Origin of the sequence: Streptomyces sp. ATexAB-D23, from assembly GCF_000373645.1 — a bacterium.
GTDB lineage: Bacteria > Actinomycetota > Actinomycetes > Streptomycetales > Streptomycetaceae > Streptomyces > Streptomyces castrisilvae.
The window spans coordinates 308230-324735 of sequence record NZ_KB892024.1 but is presented as its reverse complement, the minus strand read 5'-3'; the positions used below and the strand labels follow the sequence as shown (position 1 = coordinate 324735).

Sequence of the window (16506 nt, the reverse complement as noted above, 5' to 3'; positions counted from 1 at the left end):
TGCACGTTCACCTCGCAGCCAAAGTTTCAGCCTAGCGCGGACAGAGCCGCAAGAACTGCGACCGCGTCACCCTCGTACAGCAAATGTGGCTCATCGGAAGTAGGGGGAATGAACCGGGTTCGGTATCGCTGAAGGTCGCTTTCCGCGAAATAGATCGCGTTCGGGTCGTTCGCGTGGAACTCGTTTCGCTTACTCACCCTGGCCCAGAGTTCTTCATGGCTGGCGGCCAGGTAGACGAGCACGGGCGTCGCGTTGGCATCTACGGCGATGGCCTGCCACTTCGCCCGGTCCTCGGGAGTCCAGAATCCGTGGTCGACTACAACATTGTGTCCGGCCTTGAGCTGTGCGCGGAGGTCGGCCGCCACGTCTTCGAGCACAGGCCGTTCCAGGGTAGGGAAGACGCCCCGGGGGAAGTCGACTCCGTAGACGCCGTGCCGGCGGAACATTTCCTCGTCCGGGCACAGGCGAACGAAGCCCCGATCCGTCAGTGCGCGGGACAGTGTGGTCTTGCCGGAGCCGGGCAGCCCGGCCATCAGCACGCAGAACGGGGAGCGGCGGGGCTTCGGTTGCGTCATGGCTCGTGAAACGACTGCTGCCTCGGTTTCGGTTCCTGGCACGGTGGTGCCACTGGGCCTGGCCGTGAGCGGGGCGTCCCCTCGCCCTTCTGGCCCGTTCGCGGGTGCGTTGCTCTCACCGGTCACAGGGTGACCTCGGTTTCAGTGCGCCACGTACGCCCCGGGGCACCGAGGTCGACGCCGTACTCCACAACGGTGTCCTCACTGTCGAGGAACTTCGCGGTCATCACTACCACCGGGTCGGCCGGCGGGTTCTCCGGGTCCAGTTCCAGGAGCCGCGCGTGCTCCGGCGTGAGACGGCTGGACGATGCCGTATCGATGCGCCGGGTGATCGGGTGGCCGGTTGCCTGCGCGATGAGCTGAAGCGACGTACCCCCCATCAGCCGCTCGCTCTCTGCCAGTTGCGGCACCAGCTTCCCGTACCGGGCGGGGATCCACGACGTGCTGTGAGCGACGATGCCGTGCCGGTCCCGGTACACCCGGCTACGCCGTACGACCTTCGAGCCGGGCTTGATGTCCAGGGCCTGCGCCACGTCAGCGGGCGCCGGCACGATGGCCGCCTGGTGCGAGTCGGATCGTTCGCCCGTCCCCCAGCTGGACCCGGTACGGCGTCCGCGGTCCTGCCGCTGGGCCCCCGAGGACATCGGACCAGGCTGGTCCAGGACTTCAGTGCCGATCCCGTGAATGCCTCGGACAAGCCCTTCGCTGCGCAGCTTCCGCAGGGCCTTCTCCGCCGTGGCGGTGCTGACCTTCCACTCTTCGGCGAGGTTCTTGATGCTCGGCAGGAGCGCCCCCGGCCGCAGCTCGCCGGATGAGATCAGCTCTGAGTAGTGAGCGGCAATCTTTGCGTAAGGGGCTCGATTGTCGGCCTGGCCTGCCATTTCGCTTGCTCCTTCGCGTGTACATCCCTGAGGTTCCCTACCTTACTGCTTGACACCGCAGGGAACCCTAGGGAACCTTAGGGATGTGCCCGCCGGTCGGATCGAACGAACGGAGAGCACCCGGCACATCTGTGTCTGCAACAAGAGCGCCCGGAGGGTCCCGGCATCGGGAGTGAGCCCGAAGGAAGCCCTGTTCCTTGAGAACTGAACAGTGAAATTTAGATCGACAGGCATCTGCGACAAGCCGCAGGCCCTGCCGCACGAGGTAGCAAGCACCTTCCTCCCGGCCCGTTCAGGGCCGGTGAACCCGTCCGTGCGGTGAGACAAGGGCAAAGATCGCGAACCATGCCGTACGCCATGTCCGTGCCGTTGGAGGCCGACGTGAAGCGACGAAGACAGCGGGCGCTGTACCTGCTGGACCGGCCGGTACGGCCGCGCCCACCGCGTCATCTGACCACCCGCAGCCGCTGAGCTGGGGCCGGTTGCCTCCCTCGTCCGTCCGGCCCGCCGAGCGCGGTGCTGTACGGGCGAGGTTGAGGGGAGCCGGAGGGTCCGGAACCACGGCGGCACCCCGGGGGCAACCGGGGTGCCGCGATACAGGCACCTGTCTAGGAGGCACCTGTGATCAGCAGTCTGACAGACCAGGAACGCGAAGAGCTGTCGAAGAAGGTCAGCGAGGCCAACCGCCGTTCCTCCGGCGGCTCCGGCCGCTGAACCCCGCCCCGGACCCGGCGTGATGCCGCCGGATCGAATCCGGCCCGGGGCACTGCCACCCCCTCGGGTGGCTCTTCACCCAACGGCCAGCACCCCGGAGCGGCTACTCCGGGGTGCTGTTGGGCCGTCCTACCGCTAGGAGACAACGACCCATGATCCCCATCGTTGCACTTCAGGACCGTGTTACGGCCGCTTCGCTCGACTTCGAGCCGCCGGCCGCCGAGCTGGACGCGATCGAGCACGAGATGCCGCTCATCCGGGCGGAGGTCGAGCTGCTGGACGCGCAGATCATGACCCTCGACCGCCCGGTCAGCGAGCTGGACATGCGGCGGGTTCGCCGGGCCCGGAACCGGGTCATGGCCGCCCGCCGCGACCTGACCAACCGCACCGCCACGGTGCAGCCGGGCGGTGCCGCGTGAGCGCCGTACAGACCGCGCCAAAGCCGGAACTGCTCCTGGACCACCGGGGCGCTGCCAAGCCGAACGTCGACTCGGGTCTCGACTACGGGTCGGCTCGGCTGGGGACGGTGTTCCACGAGGCCGGGCACGCGGTGCTGGCCATGGCCTACGGCATCCACGTGGTGTCCAGCGAGGTCATGTCCTGGAGCGTCGGCGAGGACGGTTGGGGGCTGACCGGGTCCACGACGCTGAACGTGGGAAACGTCGGTGCGTGGCAGTACGCGGCGATGTGTGCGGCCGGTTCGGTCGCACAGGTGCAGTACCTGCTTGTCGCGGGACTGTGGACACCGGAGCATGCCTTGTCCTGCGCGGCCGTGCACGACCGGGAACAGGCCGTCGATGTCCTCGCCGCCCACGGGCACCGTCTGGGCCGCACCAGCGTTCCGGCCGGCGGCCGGTCGTGGGGGCAGGTGCGCGGCATGGCCCGGCGCCGGATCTCCTTCTACTGGCGGGAGATCCGCCTGGTCGCCGAGGCGATGAACGAGCGCACCATCGTCACGGGCGAGGAGATCGCCGCTCTGACCGGCCTGGCCAACCCGCCCCGGCCCGAGGGCGGTGCGGCGTGAGCGCACCGGACACCTTCCCCGCGCAGATGGCCATCGCGCAGAGCACTGGCCGGTGGCGCCTGTACGTGGCGATCTACGGCGGGCTGGTCTCCGAGTGGCCCGAGTACGTCTTCGAGGGGGCCGCGGTGCCGAGTGTTCAGGACCGTTCACGGGCTCTGGACGCTCTCGGTTACACGTTCACCGGCGCCCCGGTGTGGGACTGGATCGAGGACTACGCCCCGGGCGACGACCCTGCCCAGCCCGTCTCCCTGATCGCGACGACGCGGGTGCGGGAGGTGGCGTCGTGAACGATGTTCAGATCCGTTCAGCGGAACGCGCGTTGTCGGTAGGGACGTGGCTGATCGTGGGCGGCGCGATGCTGTTCTCGGTCCTCACGGTCACCCCGCTGATGGAACGCCACACCCCCCAGGGCTGGACCTGGACCGCCCCGATCCTCCCCCTGGTCGTGGACGCGGCGGTCGTCATCGTCGTGCGCCTGGACGCTGTTCTGGCCCGGCTGGGCGGGCACGGCGGGCGGTGGCCGGTCGCGCTGCGGTGGATGACCGGAGCGATGACCCTCGCCCTGAACGTCGCGGACTCCGCACTGCGAAAAGAGCTGGTCGGCGTGGCCGTGCACGCGGTCGCACCCCTCCTGCTGATCGTCACCGCAGAGACCGGACTCGCCTACCGCCAGGCCATCACCGCCGCCCAGAGCGCCCGCGAAGCCCAGCTCAAAGCCGACCGCAAGGAGCGCGAGCAGGAAGCCGCCGAGCGCCGCGAAGCGCAGGAGCGGCGGGCCCGTGAGGAGCGCGAGCACGCCGCCCAGTTGGCCCGTGAACAGCGTGAGCACGAAGCCCTCCTTGCCCGTGAACAGACCGCCCGCGAGGAAGCGGCACGGCGTGAGGAGCGCGAGCGGGCCGAGGCCCGGGAGCGTGCCGAGCGGGAGGCCCGTGAACGCCGCGAGCGCGAGCGTGAACAGCAGCAGGCCGAGCGTGAACGCCTTGAACGCGAGGCCGTCCAGCGCCGTGAGCGGGAGCGGCTGGAGCGGGAGCAGACGGAGCGCCGGCAGGAGGAGGAGCGGGCCGGGCGTGAGGCCCGTGAACGCGAAGCGCTGCTGTCCGGCGGCCCGGTGAACACCAAGCTCCCCGAGGACCGCGCCCGCCAGATCGTCACCGCCGCCTACACCTCCGGGACGCCCGTCCGTACGGCCGCGGAACTGTGCGGGTGGTCGGTGGGCTGGGTCTCCACCCGCTACCAGGAACTGCGCGACCGTTCGGCGGTGGCCCTCTGATGCGCCGGCCGCGTGTGCTGGATCTGTTCTGCTGCGCGGGCGGGGCGTCGATGGGCTACTACCGGGCCGGGTTCGACGTGACCGGCGTGGACATCACCCCGCGCCCCGCCTATCCGTTCACGTTCGTGCGGGGTGATGCGCTGAAGGTGGCGCGGGAGCGGTGCCAGGAATTCGACCTGGTCCACTACTCCCCGCCGTGCCAGGCATCCTGTGCCCTGACCAAGGGCACCAACCGGGGCCGCCGCGACCACATCGACCTCATCCCGCAAGTGCGAGAGGTGTGCGAGTGGTACGGCGTGCCGTACGTCATCGAGAACGTCCAAGGCGCCCGGCTACGCAAGGATTTGTTGCTGTGCGGGGAGATGTTCGGACTGTCGGTGATCCGTCACCGCTACTTCGAACTCGGTCCCTACTGGCGGCCCCCGGTCGCCGTGCACAAGCCGCACCGGGGCCCGGTCCGCGGCTGGCGCCACGGCGTGTGGCGCGACGGCCCGTACATCGCCGCGTACGGCAAGGGCGGCGGCAAAGGCAACGTCACCGAAATGCAGCGGGCCATGGGCATCACCTGGACCGACACGCACGAAGAACTCACCGAGGCCATTCCGCCCGCCTACACGCACTACATCGGTCAGAACTTCATCGCCGACGACTGGTGCGCGGCCACGATGCCCTGCCCCGACACACGCCTGCTCCACCTCGCCCGCCCCACCCCGCACGAACTGGTGGTGGCAGCCTGATGGCCACCATCCCCGAATACCGTTGGCGCCTGGCCCCCGACGGCTACGCCACCCGCCGCCAGCTCCGCGCGCTCGGGCTGCGGCCCGGCGGGCAGGACGTCGCCGCCGTACTGCGCCGCTCCCGCCGCCGGCGGGAACCGCTGCTCGCCTACCTCTACCGCATCGACCTCGCCCGCCCGGTACGGCCCATGACTCCGGGCCGTACCGCCTCCCTCGCGGCGGCCATGCGGGCCCGCCGCACCTGCCCCGTCTGCCGGCGGGATGCCGGTTACTGCATCCCGCGCTCGCTCGGCATGTGCGTGCCCTGCGCCGATGCCCCCTCTCGTTGAACCGCCCATCGTTGGAGACCCTTCATGTGGCAGACCCTCATCGCCGTCCTCGGCACCCTTGCCGGGGCCCTGGCCGCCGGGCTCATGCAGGCCCGGATCGCCCACACCGCCCGTAACGCCGCTCGCGCCGACGTCCGGCGCCGTGACTCCGTCAACGCCGTCACCGACCTCGCGGTCGCTCTGTCCGATCACCGCCGGGCCATGTGGGAACTCGGGGATGCTCGACTGACCGGCGCCGACACCGGACGCGTCCAGGCCCTGCGCGACGAGTCACACCGCACCCGCAGCGCCGTCACCGCCCCGGCCGTCCGCGTCCAGCTCCTCACCCCAGAGGTTCAGGCACCCGCCCGTCTCGCAGTGCAGGCCACCTACGCGATGCGCCATCCGAAGGACGCACACGAGCTGGAAATCCTCCGACGCCGCGCGCTGGACGCCCATGACGCCCTGATCGCGACTGCCGCGCCCCACCTCTGCGCCCCCGTCGCCGAAGGGGAGTTACGTGTTCGCTGACATCGCGTTCCTGCTCTACCTGGGCCATCTGATCTCCGATTATCCGCTTCAGAGCGACCACCAGGCCGGGCACAAGGCGCTTCCTGGCCCGGCCGGTTGGCGGGCGAATATCGCGCACGCCGCCACGCACGTCGTGGTTTGCGGTCTCCTGCTCGCGCTGGGCGCGGCCGTGCTCGGGTGGCGGCTTCCGCTGCTGCCCGCCACCGCCGCTCTGATGTGGATCGGCGCCACCCATGCGGTGATCGACCGGCGGTGGCCGGTGGCCGCGTGGATGCGCCTGGCCCGCCAGGAGTCCTGGGCTGCTGCCGGTGACGCCGTCCACGTCGATCAGACCGCCCATATCGCCGCGCTCACTGTCGCGGCTCTCTGCCTCTCCGCCTGAGACAAGGGGTTCACCATGGCAAGCAACAGCACCCGAACCGCCCCGCCCCGCCCCCGTACGGGCGGCGGACCGGCGCCCGAGAGCAAGGGCGCGAAGTTCGCGAACGCCGCCGGAGCGGCAGCCGGTGGTTTCGTCGGCTCGGTGGCCGGCGGGTTCGTCCCGCCGATCAACGTCACCGTCAACAACAACAAGTCGGCGTCCGCCCCCGGGGCCCGTCGGCACGCGGAGAGCCTGCTCCCCGCCCCGGAGTTCTCCTCCCCGGCGCAGATCCGCGACTACTGCAACGCCCTGCGGGCCGCGGCCGTGATGCTCTCCTTCGAGGTCGCCATGGGTGCCGAGATCCTCAAAGCCGTCCTCGCCACGGTCCCGGACCCCGACGGCCGGATGGGCGGCGCGAAGATCCGCGCGTTCAAGGTCTCGCGGAAGATGCAGCGCGCGGCCGACGAGCTGCGCAACGCCGCGAAGCTCGCCGCGGCCTGCTACGCCCAGTTCCAGCAGGAGTACGAGGGTGAACTCGGTGCCCACCGCCACCGTGCCCAGCGCCCCCAGCGGCCGCGCATGAACTGGACCGCGCAGTGAGCCGCCGGCGGGCCGACCCGCACGGACTAGACGTGGAAGGCGAGCTGGAAAGGATGGAACAAGGGATGAGGAACCTCGGGGAGCACAGCACACCGGCCCGGAGCAGCATCGGGGCCTACCTCCTGCGCCGTGCCCAGCCGCATCTCCCGCCGTGGCTCGGTGTGGCCGGGGTCGGTGTCGCCGGGTCGGGTGCGCACCTGTTGTGGGCCGATTCGGTCGGGGCGGGGGTCGGGCTGACCCTGTCAGCCGTCGCCCTGACCGGGGCCACGTGGTGGGCGGGGCGGGAGACCAGCGCGCAGCGGCGCCTGCACTCCGCGATCACCGTGGCGGCCGGGTCGGCGTGGGTGAGCGCTGCCGCGCTTGCCGGTCCGCTGGCCGGGGGTCTGCCTGACGCCTACCTGATGGGCGGGGTGGTGCTCGCCCTGTCCTGGAACGTGCGGATGGCCTTGCGTACCTCCGAGGGTGCTGCGCCGGCGGAGTCCGCCGACAAGGGGCTGCTCGCCAAGGTCGGTCTGGCGCGCGCGATGATCGGCCGGACCGAGGTCGAGCCGAACCGGGTCACCGCGGCGCTCGCCCTGGAGGGCGGGGAGCAGACCACCGACGATGTCGCGAAGGCGCTGATGCGGATCGCGTCCGCACTGGACCTGCCGCAGTCGGCGGTGCGGTTCCAGCCCGACCCGGACTCCGCCCGGCGCGGGGACTTGGTCATCGTGCCCAAGGACATGCTGACCGAGCCCCAGCCGTGGGAGGGCCCCTCCCAGCCCGGCGCCTCGATCACGGACCCGCTGGTCATCGGCCGTTACGACGACGGAGCCCCGCTCATGGTGTGGCTGCCCGGCGACCCGGCGGCCGGGCGTAACGCCCAGCACTTCCTTGTCGCCGGGGGCACCGGCTCCGGCAAGGGCGACACCGCCCTGAATCTCCAGACGGAAATCCTGTCCCGCCGCGACGTCATCATGTGGCTCTCCGACCCCAAGGCATTCCAGGACTTCCGGCCTCTGCTTCCCGCCTACGACTGGGCCGTGGAAGGCGGCACCGGAACCGAAGCCATGGTCGAGGCACTTCAGCACGTGATCCCGGCCCGGACGGGGTGGCTGGGCAAGCACTCCTACCGGCAGTGGACCCCGCAGGCCGCCGAGCCCCAGACCGACCCTGCGCACTCCTGCCGGCCGGACAGCACGGCTTGTGGCTGCGAGGGCATGCCGTATCTCGTCGCATGGATGGAAGAGGCCGCCAACACGCTGCGGGCCCTGGGCGACGACGCGTTCACCGGCATCGCCCAGGAAGCCCGGTCCGCCGGATGCTCCCTGATCGTGTCGCTCCAGCGGCCCTCGTACGACCAGATGTCCACCAGCACCCGGGCCTCCCTGCCGTCCGTGATCGCTCTGGGCTGCGACCCCCGCGACGAAGGGTTCTCCCTCCCGGACACGGTCATCGACGCCGGGGCCCACCCCGGCGCGTGGGGCAACCGCAAGCCCGGCTACTGCTACGTCGTCGCCGGAGGCATCGACCCCGACCGCTACGCCTCCCCCGCCCGCACGCAGCAGTTCACCCAGGACGCCGCGCCGGTCATGGAAATGCTCGCGCAGTGGACGGTCCGCAACGGCGCCACCGCCGACCCCGTCACCGCAGGCGCCGCCAGGGCGGTCGTCGGCAACGCCTACACCGGGCGCCGCACTGAAACCGACGAGACGGAGCAGACCACCGTGCCGGACCAGGACGACAGCATCCAGACCGGCACCCTCCTGGACCCCGAGGACGCCGCGATGGACCCCGAAGCCGACCTCCCCGCCGCGCAGCAGGGCGACGACGCCCCGCTCTTCGGCCAGGAAACCGGCCGCAAGCCCTCCCCGGAGGAAGCACGGGAACTGTTCGCCCAAGCCCTCAACGAGTTCGAGGCAGCCGGTCAGATGGTCGTCGGACCGAAGGACTTCATGGACTGGTGCGACGCCAACGGCTACAGCCGCCCCTGGGTCTCCGCCCGCCTCCGCGACGCCGCCATGGAGGGCCGCCTCCAGCCGACCAACCAAACCGGCCGCTGGCGCATCGTCCCAGCCCTCGCCGCAGCAGCCTGACACCCGGCGTGACACCTGACACCGTCACGGGCGTGTGACACCCAAACCCCTAGGCGGGAGCAGGTGTCACGCGCCCTGACACCCGGGCCTGACACGCCCTGACACCCACACGTGACACCCACCAGGGTCCCCGCCCGACCAGGCGCGGGACCCCGGCCCGTCCGGGAGGACCCTCCCCATGAACCGGCCTGAACAGCCCCCCGTCGAGCGTCCGCTCACCCCCGTCGAAGCCGACCTCCACGCCCGCCGCCTCATTGACGAGGCGTACACGCCGACATCGCACCGCGACGACACCCCACTCCCCACGTACGGGCCGACGCCGCCTGTGGCTCAGCCGGGGCGCCCGCCGATGAGCCAGAAGGCCGCCGACGCCAGCGCCCTGATGCTCGCCGGCAGCGTCGCCGCCCTGTCCGTCGGCGGCGCCACCTCCCTCGTCCTCTTCACGCTCGGCCACGTCGACCCCGTCGCCCTCGCCGTCGGCGCGGGCGGACCCGTCGCGCTGGTCCTTGCCGCCGGCTCCCTGCTCCGGGCTGCTGGTCGCGCCAAAGCAGCCACCCACACCGAGCACCACCACCACTACAAGGGCCCCGTCCACCAGGACCAGCGCACCACCCGCACCACCAACCGCGGCGTATGGACCAAAACCGTCAACCGCCACTGAGGGACGACACCTAACCCGAGCACGACCGTTCGTCGAGAGGCACGCCCAATGACCTTCCGTTTCCTTAGCGACCACGCCAAACTGACCGCCGCGCCCGTCATCCTGCACGCCACCTCCGACCATCCGGAGCCCGCCGTGGCCGTGCGGATCACCTCCGGCGGGGGGAGTCGGATGCTCTACGTCTCCCTCGACCGCGTCGAAGAGCTGCTGACCAGCATCAAGGACGCCGCCCGACAGGCCGCAGCCGACTTCGACCGGCACAGCAAAAAGGACATTCAGTGAACCCCCACTTGCCCGCCCCTCGCGCGCTCACCGCCGACCAGCTCCCGAACGGCGGACTCACCGCCGACCACACCGCCTGACCAACCCCCGGCACGACCAAGGGCGGCCCCCGTCTCGCCAAAGTCCGGGGCCGCCCTCTGCTGCCAGTACTTCTCACAGAACTGGAGACACCCAGCATGACCCAACCCGACACCCCGGCGCAGCCCGTCGGCGGCAACGTCAGTCTGTGCACGGGTTCCGGCGCCCTGGACCTGGCCCTGTCCCGCTCCGACCAGCTCAAAATCCTCGGCAACGGCGTCGTCATCCACCAGGCCGCCCACGCCTACCGCCTCTTCCTCGCGGGACTGGCCGCCACCGAGGACACGGGGGCTGCGGCATGAGCGACCTCCTGCGCGCCGCCCTGGCCGCCGCCGAACGTGGGTGGCACGTCTTCCCGCTCCACCCCGGCGACAAGCGCCCCGCCCTCCACGGCGAGACCACCTGCCCCCGCACCGGCACCTGCGCCACCGGGCATGTGAAGTGGGAGCAGCGGGCCACCACCGACCCGGACCGCATCCGCGCTGCCTGGTCCGCCGGCCCGTTCAACATCGGGCTGGCAACGGGCCCCTCCGGGCTTGTCGTCGTGGACCTCGACAAGCCCAAGACCATTACGGACGCGCCTGACGGCGCGGCGAACCTCGCGGCGCTCTGCGAGCGCGCCGGGCAGCCGGTGCCCCGCACCCGCACAATCCGGACCGCGAGCGGCGGACAGCACCTGTACTTCTCCGCCCCCGCCGCCGCCCACCTCCACAACACCGCCGGAACCCTGGCCCCGCTGGTCGACACCCGGGCATGGGGCGGGTACGTCGTCGCCGCAGGCAGCATCGTCAATGGCCACCGCTACGAAGCCGACGGGCCCGCCCTCATCAACCCCCTCCCCAGCTGGCTCAAGCAACTCCTCACCCCCACACACCCCCAACCGCCCGCCCCGGCACCCGCGCCCGCCGCCGTGCCGTTGCGGGCCCACCACTACGCGCAGACCGCCCTCCAGCGCGAGCGCGAGACCGTCCGGGCCTCCGGGGAGGGCAGGCGCAACGCCACGTTGCTCGCGTCCGTCCGGGCAGTGGGCCGGTTCGTGGCCTGGGGAGACCTCCCCCGCCACGTAGTCGAAGCGGCTTTTCAGGAGGAGGGCGAGGCGGCCGGGCTCACCACTGCCGAGTGCCGCGCCACCATCGCTTCGGCCCTGTCCTGGTCCATCCGCACCTGCCGGCCACGACCGGAGGCGGCATGACCACCGGACCCGCCCCTCACCTGAAAAGCCTTCCCGCGCCCTCCACCGGGCCCCGCGCCGCCGAACCGGCAGGACGGGGCCCCGGCAGTAGCGCGCCGAAGGTCGTCGGCCGCCAGGCCGTCCCCGTTGCTGTCCGCCCTGACCCGCACACGGTCACCGTGGCTGGCATCCAACCCGGCCTGACCGTACGCGGGCTCGGCCGCCACCAGCTCCCCATCGCCGACTGGCTGTGCACCTGCGGCCACCACGAGCGGGCCCGGGGGCGCCAAGCCGTCACCGACCTCACCACCCGCGCCCGGATCGGCCAGTGCCCCCACACCGAACCCGCAACGAGCAGGAGCGCCGCATGACCGACACGACCACAGCCCCAACCGACGGGGCCGCCCTGCTCGATGAGGTCGAAGCCTTCCACCGCCGCTTCAACGCCTTCCCGGCCGAGGCCGCTTACGTGGCCGTGGCCCTCTGGGACGCGCACACCCACCTGCTCGACTGCTTCGACTCCACACCTCGCCTCGCGTTCCTCTCGCCCGAACCGGGGAGCGGCAAGACCCGTGCGCTCGAAGTCATCAGCACGTTGGTCCCCCACCCCATGCACGCCGTCAACGCCTCCCCGGCCGCGCTTTTCCGTGCGGTGGCCGACGAGGCGGGGCGGCCCACGATCCTCTTCGATGAGATCGACACCGTCTTCGGCCCGAAGGCCAAGGACAACGAGGATCTGCGCGGCCTGCTCAATGCCGGGCACCGCAGGAGCGGCGTCTCCTACCGGTGCGTCGGAGACGGCGGAACACAGACGGTCGTCGCCTTCCCCTCCTACTGCGCGGTCGCCATGGGAGGGCTCGGCTCCCTGCCCGACACGATCCTGGCGCGCTCTGTGATCATCCGCATGCGGCGCCGCGCCCGTAACGAACGCGTCGAACCCTTCCGAGCCCGCGTCCATGAACCCCAGGGCCACGCCCTGCGCGATCAACTCGCCGCATGGGCCAAGGAGGTACGTCCCCACGTCGACGGCGCCTTCCCCGACATGCCCGACGGCATCACGGACCGCCCCGCCGACGTGTGGGAACCGCTGCTCGCTGTCGCCGACGCGGCCGGCGGAACCTGGCCCGACCGGGCCAGGCAAGCCTGCGTCGACCTGGTCACCGCCGTGAACGAGGACGACCGCGCCTCGCTCGGAGTCAAGCTCCTCACCGACCTGCGTGACCACGTCTTCCCCGGCGAGGACACCGTCTCCACCGTCGAGATCCTGCACCTGCTCAACGGTCTGGAGGAATCCCCCTGGGGGGACCTGGACGGCCGCCCGCTGAACGCGCGCACCCTCTCCAAGACGCTCAAGGAGTACGTCACCGCCAAGAGCAAGCCCATCTCGCCCCGCCCGCTCCGCATCGGCGGACAGATCGTCAAGGGCTACCACCGCGACGACCTCACCGACGCCTGGAACAGGTACTGCCCCCCGCCCCCGGAATCCCCGGTTACATCGGTTACACCCCTCCCGCTGGACTCCTGACCTGCGACGCACCCGTAACCGATCGGGGCGGTGTAACCGGAACACCGTCGGTTACACCGCCCCGTCTCACCGCCGCCTGTAACCGCACGCCATCGGTTACACCTCACCCATCGGTTACAGAAAACAGGCCCCTGACCTGCGGTGTAACCGCAGTAACCGATGTAACCGCACCTATAGAGCCGACCTGAGCGAAGGAGTAGCACCCATGGCCCGCCCCCAGATGCTCAAGCTCCCCGAAGTCCTCGCCGAACTGAACATGTCCCGCGCCGCCTTCTACCGCATGCGCGCCCGGGGCCTGGCCCCCAAGCTCATCAAGCTCCCCAACCACCAGGTCCGCGTACGCCGCGCCGACCTTGACGCGTGGCTCAGCAAGTACGAGGAAGCCGCCTGAGCCCGCCGTACCAACAAGTTCCGAGAGGGCCCGCCACGGCGGGCCCTCTCTCTTTGGAGAGACATACTCACCTTCGAAGTCGTCATCTGGTCCATCCGTCAACGCAAGAGCCGGCCGAAGCCATGGGAGGTGCGCTGGCGGGTCGGCAGCGAGGGGCATTCCAAGAGCTACGCGCTGAAGCCACAGGCAGACGGCCGACGTTCCCAACTCATGGCGGCCCTGCGGGCTGGGCAGCAATTCGACGAGGAAACCGGCCTTCCTGAGAAGGAACTCGCCGCGCTCTCCATGCCGACGTGGTACGAGCACGCCAAGGCGTACGCGCTGATGAAGTGGCCCGGGGCGGCGGCCAAGCATCGCGCGAGCATTGCGGAGTCCCTTGCCGTCGTGACGCCCGTCTTCACGAGCGGGCGGGGCGCCCGCCCTGACGCTCGCGTGCTCCGGGCCGCCCTCTATCAGTGGGCGTTCCGGGCCGTGGACGGTCCGGAGGAACAGTTGATCTCGCGTGCTGACGGCCAAGAACTCCCGGACGGCGTCCGCGAGGCGCTGGACTGGGTCGCTCAGCGCTCCATGCGGGTGGATGAGGCCGCGAAGCCGGAGCACGTACGGGCGGCGCTGTCCGCCCTCTCCAAGCTCCTGAACGGGAAGCAGGCGGCGGAGAACACGGCGAACCGGAAGCGCATGGTGCTGAGCAACGCCTTCCGGTACGCCGTTGAGGAGCGGGCTCTCCTCACCCGCCACCCGTTCCTGTCCGTCGACTGGACCGCACCCCAGACCTCGGATGAGGTCGACTTCCGCTGGGTGCCCGGCCCACGGCTCGCTCGCGCCCTGCTCGCCGCCGTGGCCGCCCAGGGGGCCCGGGGCGAGCACCTGGAGGCGTTCTACGGGGCCGTGTACTACGTGGCGACGCGTCCCGGCGAGGCCGTGGCCCTGCGGGAGTCGGATTTCGATCTGCCACCGGAGAGCGAGCCGGACGCGTGGGGCGAAGTCCTGGTGTCGGAGAGCCACCCCGAGGTGGGAAGCGGCTGGACCGACAGCGGGAAGTCCCACGACGAACGGGGCCTCAAGCACCGCGCCCGGAAGTCCGTACGCGCCGTGCCCGTCCCGCCGGTGTACGTCCGCATGGTCCGCGCTCACATCGCGCGCTTCGGCGTGGCACCGGACGGACGGCTGTTCCGGGCGGTGCGCGGTGGCCGCCTCACCTCAAACGAGTACTCCGAGGTCTGGAGCGAGGCGCGGAAGGCCGTACTCGGCGAGCGGGAGCAGGGCACCCCGCTCGCCGACGTTCCGTACGCCCTGCGTCACGCGGCCATTTCTCTGTGGATCAAGTCCGGCATGGACCCGGTGGAAGCCGCGTCCCGCGCCGGCCACAGTCTCGCGGTGCTCTACCGCTTCTACGCCAAGCTGCTCAAGGGCGGGTCGGCGGCGGCCAATCTGCTCGTTGAGCAGGGGCTTCGGGCGGAGGAGTAGGGCGCGGTTCTGGCCCACGTATGGCCCACACGGCCTGGCCAACACCGGGAAACAGGCACCCGGGGTGAGACAAGGTGAACGCAGAGGGCGGGTCTCCGACTCGGAGACCCGCCCTCTGACCTGCTCATTCTCTGACCTGTGGCGGTGGGTGTGGGATTTGAACCCACGGTGACTCGCGCCACGACGGTTTTCAAGACCGTTCCCTTAGGCCGCTCGGGCAACCCACCCCGCGCCGGCCGCGATCCGTGTGGATGTGTCCGGCGCGGGGAACAGCCTAGCCGGTCAGCTGTCGCCCTTGCGCTCCCCCAGGGTGACTTCGGCCGTTGCCGTCTTGCCGTCGCGCTCGTAGGTCAGGGTGACGCGGTCGCCGGGCTTGTGGGTCCAGATCTCGCCGATCAGGGTGGGGCCGCTGTCGACGACGGTGTCGTTGAACTTCGTGATGACGTCGCCCGCGCGGAGGCCGGCCTTGGCCGCCGGGCCGTCCTTGGTGACCGCTTCCGTGCCGCCGGAGCCCTGGTCCGAGATGACCGCGCCGCCGCTCTGGTCGTCCATCGTCACCGTGGCGCCGATGACCGGGTAGACCGGCTGGCCCGTCTTGATCAGCTGCTCCGCGACCGTCTTCGCCTGGTTGATCGGAATCGCGAAGCCGAGGCCGATCGAGCCGGCCTGGCTCTGGCCGGAGCTGCCGGTCGACTGGATCGCCGAGTTGATCCCGATGACGGCGCCGCCCGCGCTCAGCAGCGGGCCGCCGGAGTTGCCCGGGTTGATCGAGGCGTCGGTCTGCAGGGCGCTCATGTACGAGTTGCTGCCGCCGTTGCCGTCACCGGAGGCGACCGGGCGGTTCTTCGCGCTGATGATGCCCGTGGTCACCGTGTTGGACAGGCCGAACGGGGCGCCGATCGCGATGGTCGAGTCGCCGACCGCCACCTGCTCCGAGTTGCCCAGAGGGAGCGGGGTCAGGGACTGCGGCGGGTTCTTCAGCTTCAGCACGGCCACGTCGTAGCCCTGGGCCCGGCCGACCACCTCGGCGTCGTACTTCCTGCCGTCGGAGAACGTCGCCGTGAGCTGGCCGCTGTCCGCGGCGGAGGCCACCACGTGGTTGTTCGTGAGGATGTGGCCTTCCTTGTCGTACACGAAGCCCGTACCCGTGCCGCCCTCGCCGTCGCCGCCCTTCGCGTCGATCGTAACCACGCTGGGGAGCGCCTTGGCCGCGACGCCGGCGACCGTGCCCGGGTCGCGCTTCAGGTCCTGGGGATTGGCGGAGGCAGAGACGGTCGTCGAACCGGAGCCGTCGTTGCTGTCCGCCGCCCAGTAGCCGAGGGCGCCACCGATGCCGCCCGCGACGAGCGCCGCCACGGCCACCGCGGCGACCAGACCGCCCGCACCCCGCTTGCGCGGCGCTTCGGGGGCGTGCGGTGCGTGCGGTGCGCCGGGCGGACCCCAGACGGGACCGCCGCCACCGGCCTGCGGGTGCGCGTACGCGGGAACGGCGGGCGGCGGCGGGGGCCAGCCGGCATCGGCCGCGGACTGCGGCGGGGCCGGGGGGGCGTACTGCGGCGTCGCCGAAACCGCGGCCAGCTGCGTGGTCGCCTGGTCCTGTACGGGGGAGGCCGGCGGCTGCTGTTGCGCGGCCGCCGGGTCCTGCGCGTGGGAGACGGGCGGCTGCTGCGGGGCCGTCGGGCCGGGGTGGGACACGGCGGGGGGCGCGTCCTCCGAGTGCGCCTGGGGAGTGTCGGCCGGCACGGGAGGTGCGGACGGAACGGACGGGGCGGCCTCGGCCGCGTTGCCCTCGTTGCCCTCGTTCTCTGTGCTCACAGCTCTATACTCCTCGGTTCCACATCATCATTCGGCAAGA

Annotated in this window: 22 protein-coding genes and 1 tRNA gene; 19 read left to right on the top strand and 4 right to left on the bottom strand. The window is 70.9% G+C overall.

What is annotated here, in order from left to right; translation table 11 throughout:
• Positions 1 to 26: 26 nt before the first annotated feature.
• The gene (locus tag B082_RS0122125; RefSeq protein ID WP_018554001.1) at positions 27 to 575 is read right to left on the bottom strand and encodes an AAA family ATPase; all 549 of its coding nucleotides are present in this window, start codon (positions 573 to 575) and stop codon (positions 27 to 29) included.
• 122 nt (positions 576 to 697) lie between these two features.
• The gene (locus B082_RS0122120) at positions 698 to 1456 is read right to left on the bottom strand and encodes a GntR family transcriptional regulator (protein WP_018554000.1); all 759 of its coding nucleotides are present in this window, start codon (positions 1454 to 1456) and stop codon (positions 698 to 700) included.
• A 345-nt stretch (positions 1457 to 1801) separates the two neighbouring features.
• Between B082_RS0122120 and B082_RS40275 the strand changes: the two genes are divergently transcribed.
• The 19 genes from B082_RS40275 to B082_RS0122025 all read left to right on the top strand — a co-directional run bounded on the left by B082_RS40275 (position 1802) and on the right by B082_RS0122025 (position 14651).
• Positions 1802 to 1927 carry a hypothetical protein gene (locus B082_RS40275; RefSeq protein ID WP_267885842.1) on the top strand — a complete coding sequence of 42 codons (126 nt, stop codon included), beginning with the start codon at positions 1802 to 1804 and terminating at the stop codon, positions 1925 to 1927.
• 395 nt (positions 1928 to 2322) lie between these two features.
• Positions 2323 to 2589: a DUF6284 family protein gene (locus B082_RS0122110; protein ID WP_018553998.1), complete on the top strand. Its 267-nt coding sequence runs from the start codon at positions 2323 to 2325 to the stop codon at positions 2587 to 2589.
• Positions 2586 to 3194: a hypothetical protein gene (locus tag B082_RS0122105; protein WP_018553997.1), complete on the top strand. Its 609-nt coding sequence runs from the start codon at positions 2586 to 2588 to the stop codon at positions 3192 to 3194. Before B082_RS0122110 ends, B082_RS0122105 begins: the two co-directional genes overlap by 4 nt.
• Positions 3191 to 3481, top strand: coding sequence for a DUF6303 family protein (locus tag B082_RS0122100; protein ID WP_018553996.1), 291 nt, complete (start codon positions 3191 to 3193; stop codon positions 3479 to 3481). Before B082_RS0122105 ends, B082_RS0122100 begins: the two co-directional genes overlap by 4 nt.
• Entirely contained in the window at positions 3478 to 4464 is a 987-nt protein-coding gene (locus tag B082_RS0122095; protein ID WP_026250060.1) for a hypothetical protein, read from the top strand. The genes B082_RS0122100 and B082_RS0122095 overlap by 4 nt, the downstream gene beginning before the upstream one ends.
• Positions 4464 to 5201 carry a DNA cytosine methyltransferase gene (locus tag B082_RS0122090; protein ID WP_018553994.1) on the top strand — a complete coding sequence of 246 codons (738 nt, stop codon included), beginning with the start codon at positions 4464 to 4466 and terminating at the stop codon, positions 5199 to 5201. Before B082_RS0122095 ends, B082_RS0122090 begins: the two co-directional genes overlap by 1 nt.
• Positions 5201 to 5530, top strand: a complete 330-nt coding sequence (locus B082_RS0122085; RefSeq protein WP_018553993.1) for an RRQRL motif-containing zinc-binding protein — start codon at positions 5201 to 5203, stop codon at positions 5528 to 5530. Before B082_RS0122090 ends, B082_RS0122085 begins: the two co-directional genes overlap by 1 nt.
• A gap of 24 nt (positions 5531 to 5554) precedes the next feature.
• A complete protein-coding gene (locus tag B082_RS0122080; RefSeq protein WP_018553992.1) occupies positions 5555 to 6040 on the top strand; it encodes a hypothetical protein in 486 nt (161 codons plus the stop codon).
• The gene (locus B082_RS0122075) at positions 6030 to 6422 is read left to right on the top strand and encodes a DUF3307 domain-containing protein (RefSeq protein WP_018553991.1); all 393 of its coding nucleotides are present in this window, start codon (positions 6030 to 6032) and stop codon (positions 6420 to 6422) included. Before B082_RS0122080 ends, B082_RS0122075 begins: the two co-directional genes overlap by 11 nt.
• A 15-nt stretch (positions 6423 to 6437) precedes the next feature.
• A complete protein-coding gene (gene traA, locus B082_RS0122070; protein ID WP_018553990.1) occupies positions 6438 to 7001 on the top strand; it encodes a plasmid transfer protein TraA in 564 nt (187 codons plus the stop codon).
• A 65-nt stretch (positions 7002 to 7066) separates the two neighbouring features.
• Positions 7067 to 9076 (top strand): plasmid transfer protein TraB, encoded by a 2010-nt coding sequence (gene traB, locus B082_RS0122065; RefSeq protein ID WP_018553989.1) that lies wholly within the window; start codon positions 7067 to 7069, stop codon positions 9074 to 9076.
• Between the two features lie 178 nt (positions 9077 to 9254).
• Positions 9255 to 9737 (top strand): hypothetical protein, encoded by a 483-nt coding sequence (locus tag B082_RS0122060; RefSeq protein ID WP_018553988.1) that lies wholly within the window; start codon positions 9255 to 9257, stop codon positions 9735 to 9737.
• 48 nt (positions 9738 to 9785) lie between these two features.
• Positions 9786 to 10019, top strand: coding sequence for a hypothetical protein (locus tag B082_RS0122055; RefSeq protein ID WP_018553987.1), 234 nt, complete (start codon positions 9786 to 9788; stop codon positions 10017 to 10019).
• A 176-nt stretch (positions 10020 to 10195) separates the two neighbouring features.
• Positions 10196 to 10399, top strand: a complete 204-nt coding sequence (locus B082_RS39520) for a hypothetical protein (RefSeq protein ID WP_018553986.1) — start codon at positions 10196 to 10198, stop codon at positions 10397 to 10399.
• Positions 10396 to 11289: a bifunctional DNA primase/polymerase gene (locus tag B082_RS0122040; RefSeq protein WP_018553985.1), complete on the top strand. Its 894-nt coding sequence runs from the start codon at positions 10396 to 10398 to the stop codon at positions 11287 to 11289. The genes B082_RS39520 and B082_RS0122040 overlap by 4 nt, the downstream gene beginning before the upstream one ends.
• Positions 11290 to 11447: 158 nt before the next feature.
• Entirely contained in the window at positions 11448 to 11639 is a 192-nt protein-coding gene (locus B082_RS38170; protein ID WP_078622625.1) for a hypothetical protein, read from the top strand.
• Positions 11636 to 12793 carry a DUF3631 domain-containing protein gene (locus B082_RS0122035; protein ID WP_018553984.1) on the top strand — a complete coding sequence of 386 codons (1158 nt, stop codon included), beginning with the start codon at positions 11636 to 11638 and terminating at the stop codon, positions 12791 to 12793. Before B082_RS38170 ends, B082_RS0122035 begins: the two co-directional genes overlap by 4 nt.
• 205 nt (positions 12794 to 12998) lie before the next feature.
• Positions 12999 to 13184, top strand: coding sequence for a helix-turn-helix transcriptional regulator (locus B082_RS0122030; protein WP_018553983.1), 186 nt, complete (start codon positions 12999 to 13001; stop codon positions 13182 to 13184).
• 210 nt (positions 13185 to 13394) lie between these two features.
• On the top strand, positions 13395 to 14651 hold the full coding sequence (locus B082_RS0122025) for a tyrosine-type recombinase/integrase (RefSeq protein ID WP_018553982.1): 1257 nt from the start codon (positions 13395 to 13397) through the stop codon (positions 14649 to 14651).
• A 139-nt stretch (positions 14652 to 14790) separates the two neighbouring features.
• Here B082_RS0122025 and B082_RS0122020 read toward each other — a convergent pair.
• Together B082_RS0122020 and B082_RS0122015 are read right to left on the bottom strand one after the other, a co-directional pair.
• Positions 14791 to 14878: transfer RNA gene (locus tag B082_RS0122020), tRNA-Ser, on the bottom strand.
• A 55-nt stretch (positions 14879 to 14933) separates the two neighbouring features.
• The gene (locus tag B082_RS0122015) at positions 14934 to 16466 is read right to left on the bottom strand and encodes a S1C family serine protease (RefSeq protein WP_018553981.1); all 1533 of its coding nucleotides are present in this window, start codon (positions 16464 to 16466) and stop codon (positions 14934 to 14936) included.
• Positions 16467 to 16506 lie beyond the last annotated feature (40 nt).

Bases quoted from the DNA above. Each gene is read 5' to 3' on its own strand.
- B082_RS0122125 (WP_018554001.1), bottom strand. From the start codon at position 575: ATGACGCAACCGAAGCCCCGCCGCTCCCCGTTCTGCGTGCTGATGGCC.
- B082_RS0122120 (WP_018554000.1), bottom strand. From the start codon at position 1,456: ATGGCAGGCCAGGCCGACAATCGAGCCCCTTACGCAAAGATTGCCGCT.
- B082_RS40275 (WP_267885842.1), top strand. From the start codon at position 1,802: ATGCCGTACGCCATGTCCGTGCCGTTGGAGGCCGACGTGAAGCGACGA.
- B082_RS0122110 (WP_018553998.1), top strand. From the start codon at position 2,323: ATGATCCCCATCGTTGCACTTCAGGACCGTGTTACGGCCGCTTCGCTC.
- B082_RS0122090 (WP_018553994.1), top strand. From the start codon at position 4,464: ATGCGCCGGCCGCGTGTGCTGGATCTGTTCTGCTGCGCGGGCGGGGCG.
- B082_RS0122085 (WP_018553993.1), top strand. From the start codon at position 5,201: ATGGCCACCATCCCCGAATACCGTTGGCGCCTGGCCCCCGACGGCTAC.
- B082_RS0122080 (WP_018553992.1), top strand. From the start codon at position 5,555: ATGTGGCAGACCCTCATCGCCGTCCTCGGCACCCTTGCCGGGGCCCTG.
- traA (WP_018553990.1), top strand. From the start codon at position 6,438: ATGGCAAGCAACAGCACCCGAACCGCCCCGCCCCGCCCCCGTACGGGC.
- traB (WP_018553989.1), top strand. From the start codon at position 7,067: ATGAGGAACCTCGGGGAGCACAGCACACCGGCCCGGAGCAGCATCGGG.
- B082_RS0122060 (WP_018553988.1), top strand. From the start codon at position 9,255: ATGAACCGGCCTGAACAGCCCCCCGTCGAGCGTCCGCTCACCCCCGTC.
- B082_RS0122055 (WP_018553987.1), top strand. From the start codon at position 9,786: ATGACCTTCCGTTTCCTTAGCGACCACGCCAAACTGACCGCCGCGCCC.
- B082_RS39520 (WP_018553986.1), top strand. From the start codon at position 10,196: ATGACCCAACCCGACACCCCGGCGCAGCCCGTCGGCGGCAACGTCAGT.
- B082_RS0122040 (WP_018553985.1), top strand. From the start codon at position 10,396: ATGAGCGACCTCCTGCGCGCCGCCCTGGCCGCCGCCGAACGTGGGTGG.
- B082_RS0122035 (WP_018553984.1), top strand. From the start codon at position 11,636: ATGACCGACACGACCACAGCCCCAACCGACGGGGCCGCCCTGCTCGAT.
- B082_RS0122030 (WP_018553983.1), top strand. From the start codon at position 12,999: ATGGCCCGCCCCCAGATGCTCAAGCTCCCCGAAGTCCTCGCCGAACTG.
- B082_RS0122025 (WP_018553982.1), top strand. From the start codon at position 13,395: ATGGCGGCCCTGCGGGCTGGGCAGCAATTCGACGAGGAAACCGGCCTT.